This is a genomic window from Chitinophaga qingshengii (genome assembly GCF_014529935.1).
GTDB lineage: Bacteria > Bacteroidota > Bacteroidia > Chitinophagales > Chitinophagaceae > Chitinophaga > Chitinophaga qingshengii.
Genome location: NZ_JACVFC010000001.1, coordinates 3770501 through 3780228, shown reverse-complemented (window position 1 = coordinate 3780228; position 9728 = coordinate 3770501). Strand labels below are relative to the sequence as shown.

5 protein-coding genes are annotated in these 9728 nt (G+C 50.2%); 1 reads left to right on the top strand and 4 read right to left on the bottom strand.

Annotated elements, in window-relative coordinates:
• Nucleotides 1–78: 78 nt before the first annotated feature.
• The 3 genes from ICL07_RS14810 to gltB form a co-directional block, all read right to left on the bottom strand.
• A complete protein-coding gene (locus ICL07_RS14810) occupies nt 79–696 on the bottom strand; it encodes a hypothetical protein (RefSeq protein ID WP_188088666.1) in 618 nt (205 codons plus the stop codon).
• 302 nt (nt 697–998) lie between these two features.
• Nucleotides 999–2474: a glutamate synthase subunit beta gene (locus ICL07_RS14805; RefSeq protein WP_188088665.1), complete on the bottom strand. Its 1476-nt coding sequence runs from the start codon at nt 2472–2474 to the stop codon at nt 999–1001.
• Nucleotides 2475–2580: 106 nt separating this feature from the next.
• A complete protein-coding gene (gene gltB, locus ICL07_RS14800) occupies nt 2581–7110 on the bottom strand; it encodes a glutamate synthase large subunit (RefSeq protein WP_188088664.1) in 4530 nt (1509 codons plus the stop codon).
• 632 nt (nt 7111–7742) lie between these two features.
• Between gltB and ICL07_RS14795 the strand changes: the two genes are divergently transcribed.
• On the top strand, nt 7743–8030 hold the full coding sequence (locus ICL07_RS14795) for a hypothetical protein (protein ID WP_188088663.1): 288 nt from the start codon (nt 7743–7745) through the stop codon (nt 8028–8030).
• 102 nt (nt 8031–8132) lie between these two features.
• Here the strand turns inward: ICL07_RS14795 and ICL07_RS14790 are convergent, their stop codons facing one another.
• Nucleotides 8133–9674, bottom strand: a complete 1542-nt coding sequence (locus tag ICL07_RS14790) for a glycoside hydrolase family 10-like protein (protein WP_188088662.1) — start codon at nt 9672–9674, stop codon at nt 8133–8135.
• Nucleotides 9675–9728: the final 54 nt, after the last annotated feature.

Genomic DNA, 9728 nt, shown 5'->3' with positions numbered 1-9728 from the left:
GAAAATTGAGGCGGCGCCCCGAAATAGCCGGAGATAACATAGAAATATTACAGGGGGAAACAAGAGTAGCCGGGTAGATTATTGCCCGCTTTGAGGCGGTTTGTTGCGTTCATTAAAACGGACGATATAATAATCGAGCCGGTTTTTTTTGGATTTATCGTCCCGGAATTCGGCCAGTAATTCGGGATCTTGCGGCAGGATATATTTTTTGAGGTTATACAGGGATAGTTCGAGTATTTCACCGGTTACGATGTTAATCACTTTCTTCAGGCGGACAGGCGTATTAAGCGCATTCACCGTCATGTCGGCAGGATTGTAAATACTCCGGGAAGGTTGTACGCCCTGTAGTTCATAGGAACAATAGTAGCCATCGACCTGTACCCGGTTGAGCCCATTATCCCGGATATAGACATGGGAGCCATCACAGAAGCCCCAGTAATTTTTCACTTTATGCTCCTGCCCTGCTCCATCGCGGAGTACGAGCTCATTCCGGCTGGCGAGCAGGTATATCTGTGCGGCGGAGCTTCGGTTTTTGACCACCAGGTCACCTGCTTCGGAGGGGTTGTTATATTTAAATTCCCGGAAGGATTTATACAGTCCTTTTTTGAGCGCAGTCGCCTGTAAGATCAGGGTATCCTGCGCCATAGCTGTTCCGCAGCAGCAAACAAGTATCCAGAGGCAGCACCAGTGTTTCATAGGGTACAAATGTATCTGGAATAGATACGCTGGTACCGGGAAATAGCTGAATGGAGGAATTGTTTCTGCTGATTTGTTATTTCTGTCTGTAAAGTTATCAGGAGGAGGACTGGCATCTGCCTTAAAAAAATAAAAGGCCGGGTAAAAACCCGGCCCGGCTGAAGGTTACAACAAAATCTAAACCTGCTTATGAGAAAAGCGTTAATAAATAGCTACTAGCTTTTAGCCGTTAGCTGTTCTATCATATTTTGAACGTGTTGCCTTCAGCCTGTTAAGCAACAGGCTAAAAGTGTACGCTATTATTACAGTGCCATTGCCTGCAGGGAATGGTCCTTGCTTTCCAGCTGGGAGCTGCCCATCAGGAATTCATCTACTTTTCTGGCGCACTCGCGGCCTTCGCTGATAGCCCACACCACCAGTGACTGACCACGGCGCATGTCGCCGGCGGTAAACACTTTAGGGATGGATGTCAGGTAATCTTTTTCAGTGGCTTTCACATTTCCTCTTTCGTCTTTTTCCACTTCGAGCTGTTCGAGCATACCGGTATGTTGCGGATGTACGAAGCCCATGGCCAGCAGTGCCAGCTCGCAGGGGATATCTCTTTCAGATCCGGGAACTTCGGCGAACCGGGCTGGTTTGCCGTCGGCGCCCAGCGTCCATTGAAGATCCACTATACGGAGGGCTTTCAGGTGCCCGTTATCGTCTCCTATAAAGGCTTTGGTGGCAATGGCCCATTGACGGTCGGCGCCTTCTTCATGGGAAGAAGATGTTTTCAGTACCATCGGGTAAGTAGGCCATGGCATGTAATCAGTGCGTTCGCCCGGTGGTTTGGGCAGCAGTTCCAGCTGGGTAACGCTTACCGCACCGTGACGGTTGCTGGTACCCACACAGTCGGAACCGGTATCACCACCACCTATTACCACCACGTTTTTACCGGTGGCCAGGATATCGTGCCCGTCAACCGGGAGGTTGCCGACTCTTTTATTCTGTTGTTTGAGGAAGTCCATTGCATAGTGCACGCCCTTCAGTTCGCGGCCGGTAATGCCCAGGTCGCGCGGAATGGTGGAACCGCCAGCCAGTACAATGGCATTGAACTCTCTCAACAGGTCATTGGTACTAACGTTAACGCCTACGTTGGCATTGCATTGGAAAGTAATACCTTCTTCTTCCATCAGTTTAATCCTGCGGTCGATGGTCCACTTTTCCAGTTTGAAGTCAGGAATGCCGTAGCGGAGCAGGCCTCCGGGTTTGTCGTCGCGTTCAAATACGGTAACGGTATGACCGGCATAGTTCAGCTGGGCAGCGGCTGCCATTCCGGCCGGGCCGGAACCGATTACCGCTACTTTTTTACCCGTACGTATGCGGGGAGCTTTTGCCTGTACCAGGCCTTTGTCGAATGCAATTTCGATGATATGTCTTTCAATTTCCTCGATGGCTACCGGCGGCTGGTTGATACCCAGTACACAGGCGCTTTCACAGGGAGCCGGACAAATACGGCCTGTGAATTCGGGGAAATTATTGGTAGATGTCAGAATATCGTATGCTTCCTGCCAGTCCTGACGGTACACTGCATCGTTGAATTCCGGGATGACGTTGCCGAGCGGGCATCCGCTGTGGCAGAAAGGCACGCCGCAGTTCATACAGCGGGCAGCCTGCTGATTCAGTTTATTGTCAGGGAAACGCGCCACAAACTCATTGTAGTGATTTACCCTTTCCCGGGGATCTGTTTTTCCGGGCAGCTCTCGTGTAAATTCCAGGAATCCTGTAGGTTTACCCATAACTATTTTCTCATTTTATCATTTGGTTATTTATTTTGACTGTTTAATCGCGCTGTTCACTCGCTTCCTCAATAGTCAAATAATCAAATAACCCAATAGCTAAATATTAACGGTTTATCTTCTGTTCCCGTGCTACGCCTGCTTTCAGCGCCGCCTTGTATTCTTTCGGGAATACTTTCACGAAGTGGCGCAGCTGATTTTCCCAGTCTTTCAGGATGAATTTGGCCACGGTGCTGTTCGTGTAGGCGTGATGTTTAGTGATCAGGTCATGCAGGACAGTTACATCGCTTTGGTCCAGCGGATCAAGATCGATCATATCACGGTTGCAATGATTGGCGAAAGCGCCTTTCACATCGTATACATAAGCGATACCGCCGCTCATACCGGCGCCGAAGTTGCGGCCGGTTTCACCGAGGATGACAGCGCGGCCGCCGGTCATGTATTCGCAACCGTGGTCACCCACGCCTTCTGCTACGATGGTAGCGCCGGAGTTACGTACACAGAAACGTTCGCCGGCTTTACCGCGGATATAGGCTTCCCCGGAGGTGGCGCCGTAGAAACATACGTTGCCTGCGATGATGTTTTCTTCCGCCTTGAAACCAGCTTCCCCATGAGGATAGAGGATCAGTTTGGAACCTGACAGCCCTTTACCGAAGTAGTCGTTGGCTTCGCCTTCCAGTTCCAGGGTAAGCCCTTTGGTGGTGAAGGCGCCGAAGCTCTGGCCGGCAGAACCGATGAATTTAAAGTGCAGGGTATCTTCCGGCAGGCCTTCGCTCTTGTAAAGTTTGGATACTTCGTTGGAGAGAATGGTACCTACTGTACGATCCGTGTTTTTAACGGTATACTGTTGATAAACCCTTGTTTTCTTTTCAAGTGCCGGCTGTGCTGCTTTGAGCAGTTGCCAGTCGAGCACTTCCGCGATACCGTGGTCCTGTTCTTCCTGTTTGTACAGGCCGGTTTCAGGAGCAGCGGGTTCTTTATACAGAATCGGGGAAAGATCCAGTTTTTTGGTTTTCCAGTGTGTGATGCCTTCACGCATCTGGAGGCAATCTACCTGTCCCACCATTTCATTTACAGTGCGGAAGCCCAGGTCGGCCATGATTTCACGGAATTCTTCCACCAGGTAGGTGAAGAGGTTCACTACGTGCTGAGCATCGCCGGTGAAGCGTTTGCGCAGTTCCGGATCTTGTGTGGCAACGCCTACCGGGCAGGTGTTCACATGGCATTTACGCATCATGATACAACCTTCCACCACGAGGGCAGCGGTAGCGACGCCCCATTCTTCTGCGCCGAGCAATGTAGCGATAGCAATGTCGCGGCCTGTTTTCAGCTGGCCATCGGTTTGCAGTACTACCCTGCTGCGAAGTTTATTTTTCACGAGTGTCTGGTGCGATTCAGCAAGACCCAGTTCCCACGGCAGACCGGCGTGTTTGATAGAGCTTACCGGAGAAGCGCCTGTACCGCCATCAAAGCCGGACACCAGTACTACGTCGGCATGTGCTTTGGCCACACCGGCGGCGATGGTTCCTACGCCTGCTTTGGATACCAGTTTTACGCTGATACGGGCGGCGCGGTTGGCATTTTTCAGGTCATAGATGAGCTGTGCCAGGTCCTCGATGGAATAGATATCGTGGTGGGGTGGCGGAGAAATAAGCCCTACACCGGGGGTGGAGTGTCTTACTTTTGCGATCCAGTCATCCACTTTATGGCCGGGCAGTTGTCCACCTTCACCGGGTTTAGCGCCCTGGGCCATTTTAATCTGCAGTTCGTCGGCATTGGTCAGGTAGTAGCTGGTTACGCCGAAACGGGCGCTGGCTACCTGTTTGATGGCAGAACGCATAGAGTCGCCGTTAGGCAGCTGTTCATAGCGGATTTCATCTTCTCCCCCTTCGCCGGTATTACTTTTGGCACCGATGCGGTTCATAGCTATCGCGAGGGTGGAGTGCGCCTCGTGAGAGATGGAGCCGAAGCTCATAGCGCCGGTAGCAAAACGTTTGAAGATGCTGGAAGCTGGTTCTACCTCATCAATGGAGATGGAAGCACGGTTACGTTTAAACGAAAAGAGGCTACGCAGGGTGCAGGCTTTTTCGCTTTGGTCGTTGACGGCTTTGGAATATTTTTTAAACACGCTGTAATCGCCCATACGGGTGGAATACTGCAGCAGGTGGATGGTGGTAGGATTGAAGAGGTGGTATTCCCCTTTGCGTTTCCACTGGTATACCCCGCCTTCAGTAAGACGTTGTACCGGTGTTTCCTTACGACCGTAGCCCATCCAGTGTTTAGCCAGCGTTTCGCGGGCAATTTCGTCCAGACCGAGGCCCTGAATACGGGATACGGCGCCGGCGAAATATTTATCCACCACTTGCTGGTTGATACCCAGTATCTCGAATATTTGGGCACCCTGGTAAGATTGCAGGGTGGAGATGCCCATTTTGGAGAATACTTTGAGCAGACCGTCACAAACGGCTTTGATATAATTTTTCTTCAGTTTGTCTACATCGAGAGAGGTCTCCAGTTTATTGGACAGCTTCAGGTCGCGGATGGTGCTGAGTGCCAGGTAAGGGTTGACAGCAGTAGCGCCGAAGCCCAGCAGGCAAGCGAAGTGATGTACTTCCCACACGTCGCCGGCTTCCACGATCAGGCCTACAGAACCACGAATGCCTTTACGGATCAGGTGGTGATGCACGGCAGAAGCGGCCAGCAGAGACGGAATGGCAGCGTGCTCGGAGTCGATGGCGCGGTCTGACAGGATGATTACTTCAAATCCGTCTTCCACAGCATCTACCGCGTAGCGGCAAAGGCGGGCCAGTCCTTTTTCGAGGGAGCCTGGTTTACCATCGGCTTTGAAGTAGGTATGCAGTGTTTTAGCCTGAAACAGGCCGGTATCGATACTGCGTATTTTTTCCAGTTCGTGGTTATTGAGGATGGGATGGCGCAGTGCCAGGCTGTGGCAGTGCAGCGGATCTTCATCCAGCAGGTTACCGTTGCCGCCTACGAAGGTGGCGAGCGACATCACCAGCCGTTCCCGGATAGGGTCGATGGGCGGGTTGGTTACCTGTGCGAACAGCTGTTTGAAATAGTTGGCCAGGTGTTGCGGCTGGTTGCTGAGAGCGGCCAGCGGCGTATCTGTACCCATAGATCCTACCGGCTCTTTACCATCGATGGCCATGGGTGCTATGATCTGGTCCAGGTCTTCGGTGCTGTAACCGAAGGCTCTTTGGTATTTGAAGATCTGATCATGCTCGAGGTGGGTAAAGGTAACCCGCGGCTCAGGCAGTTCTTCCAGACGGATCTTGTATTTATTGAGCCATTCGCCGTATGGTTGCTGATTGCAGATCTGTTGTTTCAGTTCTTCGTCGCCGATAATACGGCCCTGGTCCATGTCTACGATGAACATTTTCCCGGGTTGCAGGCGGCCTTTTTCCTTCACATTTTTAGGATCGATCGGCAATACACCGGCTTCTGAAGCCATGATCACGCGGTCATCTTTGGTTACCACGAAGCGGCTGGGGCGTAGACCGTTACGGTCCAGGGTAGCGCCGATGATTTTACCATCGGTGAAGGAGATAGAGGCCGGGCCATCCCATGGTTCCATGAGGGAGGCGTGATATTCGTAGAAGGCTTTCTTTTCGGGTGCCATGTCTTCGTTGCCGTCCCATGCTTCGGGGATCAGCATCATCATTACATGTGGCAGGGAGCGGCCGGTGAGGGTCAGCAGCTCGATCACGTTGTCGAGGCTGGCGGAGTCTGACTGTCCTTCTTCTACGATAGGCAGCAGCATGTCCATTTCTTCCGGCGTAAAGTATTTGGATACAAAGTCGCGCTCACCGGCCCGCAGCCAGTTGAGGTTGCCTTTGAGCGTATTGATTTCACCGTTATGGGCGATATAGCGGTAAGGGTGGGCCAATCGCCAGCTGGGGAAAGTATTGGTTGCAAAACGGGAGTGGATGAGGGCGAAGGCGGATACCATCTTCTCATCACTCAGGTCCGGATAATAATGACGTACCTGGTAGGTCGTCAGCTGACCTTTATACACGATGGTTTTAGCAGAGAGGGAAGCGATGTAAAACAGCGCTTTCTCTTTGGGAACGGTATTGCGAACGGTTTTGGACACGTAGTTACGGAGTACAAACAGTTTGCGCTCAAAAACTTCCGGGTCGCTGATATGATAAGGACAGGCGATAAATACCTGTTCAATTTCCGGTTCTACAGAGAGGGCGGATTCACCGATGCCATCGGGGCGAACGGGTACTTTACGGTAACCCAGGATATCGAGGCCCAGCTTTTCAGCGCTGCGCTGCAGGATTTCCCGGCACTCTTCACGCCAGCGGGGTTCTTTCGGGAAAAAGATCATGCCCACGCCATACTTACCAAATTCAGGTAAGCTGATGCCTAATCGCAGGCATTCATCATACAAAAATTCATGGGGGACCTGAAACAGAATTCCTGCACCATCACCCGTGTTTTGCTCACAACCGCAGGCTCCGCGGTGTTCCATGTTTTCCAGCATGGTGAGGGCATCACGAATAATATGGTGGGATTTACGCCCCTTAATATGGGCCGTAAAACCTGTTCCGCAGGCGTCATGTTCAAATTCCGGACGGTATAAACCTTGCGTTTGCTTCACTTCATCCATTTGGTTTAGATTTTTTGCTTTGATACACTTCCCCCTTCTGACTTTCGTCGATGGGTGGTGTACGATATAATTCGGGAACGGTTTAAAGATACTAAAGGAATGCTGTATTTTTTATATAAATTTTTGATAGACGCCAAAAATTTAGAAAAAAATAAAAATATGTCCCTTATTGTTAGAATTTATGGAAAAATGACTGCTGTGCGGGTGGGGATTACCGGCAGCGGCCGGAAAAGAATGTTATCAGGTAATGGAATTCGTCAGGGGCAATTTGAGCTTAATGGGAGCAATTGAGCTTAATGAATGGAGGGTTGAGCTTTAATTAATATTTTTGAGCTTAAAGGACGGTTTTGAGCTTTAACGATTGGATTATTATTGAGCTAAAACATCGTGAATGACCTCAAAAAAGATTAAAAGATGCGAACCGATAACGCAATACAACAAATAATAGCTGTTTTAAAGAAATTTCGGGAAGGCGCAGCTATTGAAGATATATTTAAGACCGGGGAGATTACTATTAGCCTCAGTACCTTAAAAAGGCGCTTAGCAGATTTGATCAGTCAGGGTATTGTGGAGGCAACTGGGAATACCAGATCAAGAAGATTTACAAGCGTTCGGCCAACCGTTATGCGGCGGTGGTCAAGGAGATTGGCCAGCCGGATAAATTTAGAATGCAGTATCGGAAAGAGATTGCCGCCGTTATCTCTGAAATAATTAAAGATGCAGTGGATCCGGAAAATGCAAAACATATAATAGCAACAGCCGTGACAAACATTTCTCCTCAGGACCAGGAGAGGTTCCTGAATTATGTTGAAAATGACCTGCTTTCCGTTCATGATGGAAATTTTGCAAAATATCAGGTGACACCTTCAGAATTTAGTAAATGGAAAGGTGTTTGGATTATCGATGGGAAAAGCCGGTGATGGCACATGAACAGTGGAGATCTACTAATCGATATTTATGTCATGCTATTGCGGAGACCAGGCGCATGAATCATAAGATAAATGCGCCTGGTCCCGGTATCACTAAGGTTCAAAAATAAAAGTCGTCTTTCCGTTTTTAATTTCCATCCGTAGCGGTTCACTCAGTAGGCTTTCGTTCTGAAGCCGGTCCAGCGCGGTGACTACATAGGTGTAGGTCTTCCCTTTTACATAAGTCCGGTCTTTGTATTCAGGATCGGATGTCTGTGGCAAGATCGCCAGGATTTTCGTAGGGTCGGCAGCGTTAATAGGCTCATGAGCTTCAAAACGATACAATACATATTGTTTGGTGCGACCGCTGGTATCGTCGTCGGTCCAGTGAATTTCCAATCCACCGGGCCTTTCGAAGGCGTCAATGAAATAGGGAGGGTCCGGCGTGGTATTGGGCAGCCAGGACATCACCGGACGCAAGGCCGGGTATTTATAATAATGATTACGGAGAGAATCTTCTATACCCAGCGGGTTGCCACGGAAAGATTTGGCGCTATAAAAGATGCTGCCCTGGATGGTATTGAGTGTCCGGGCTTCCTCAATTTGCATAGGCAGTTCTCTGGGGTTTTTCCAGGCAGGGTTGCTGCCGAGACGGTATACGCCGTGACCGATAAAAATCTGCCGGCCATAGCCATGCTGGCTCCACCAGTTGAGTAATACTTCATAGTCTGCCAGGCGGTGACCGCGTTCCCAGTATAGTTGCGGAGCGGCATAATCTATCCAGCCTTTCTTCAGCCATTTCAGAATATCGGCGTAGAGGTCGTCGTAGTTGGTCATGCCACCGCGGGTGTAGGAGCCTTCGGGGTCCTTGCTACGGTCGCGCCATACACCAAAGGGACTGATACCAAATTTCACCCAGGGCTTTTCTGCTTTGATGGCCACACTCAGCATTTCGATAATGGCGTCTACGTTGGACCGGCGCCAGTCGTCCTTCATTATTCCATGACCATACAGGCGGTAGGAAACGTTGTCCGGAAATTCTTTACCGGGTACGCGGTAGGGATAAAAGTAGTCATCAAAGTGTACCGCATCGATGTCATATCTTTTTACCACGTCACGAACAATCATGGTCACATAATCCCGCACTTCGGGGATACCCGGATCGAAATATTTTTTATTGTCGTAGGTGAGGAACCATTGTGGTTTCAGGCGGGTAATATGATTGGCGGCAACACTGCTGCGGGTTGCATTAAACACAGCCCTGTAAGGGTTGAACCAGGCGTGAAATTCCATGCCCCGTTTATGTGTTTCTTCGATCATAAACTGCAGCGGGTCGTAATACGGATTAGGCGCTTGTCCCTGTACGCCGGTCAGGTATTCGGACCATGGCTCATAGGGTGAGTTGTAGAACGCATCGGTAGCGGGACGTACCTGGGCTACAACGGCATTCATGCCATTACGCTGCATTTGGTTGAGCAAATCGATAAACTCCTGTTTCTGTTGTTCTGTAGGAAGTCCCCGTTTGGAAGGCCAGTCAATATTTTCCACTGTAGCGATCCATACCCCGCGCATTTCCCTTTTGGGCGGCAACTGTGCCCATGCCTGTTGCGTGAGGCCTACACAAAGGGCCACACCAGCTAATATTTGCTTCAACATCTGCCTTACTTTAAACCGTAAGATGCGAAAATAGCAAAAAGGAAGCCTGTTTTC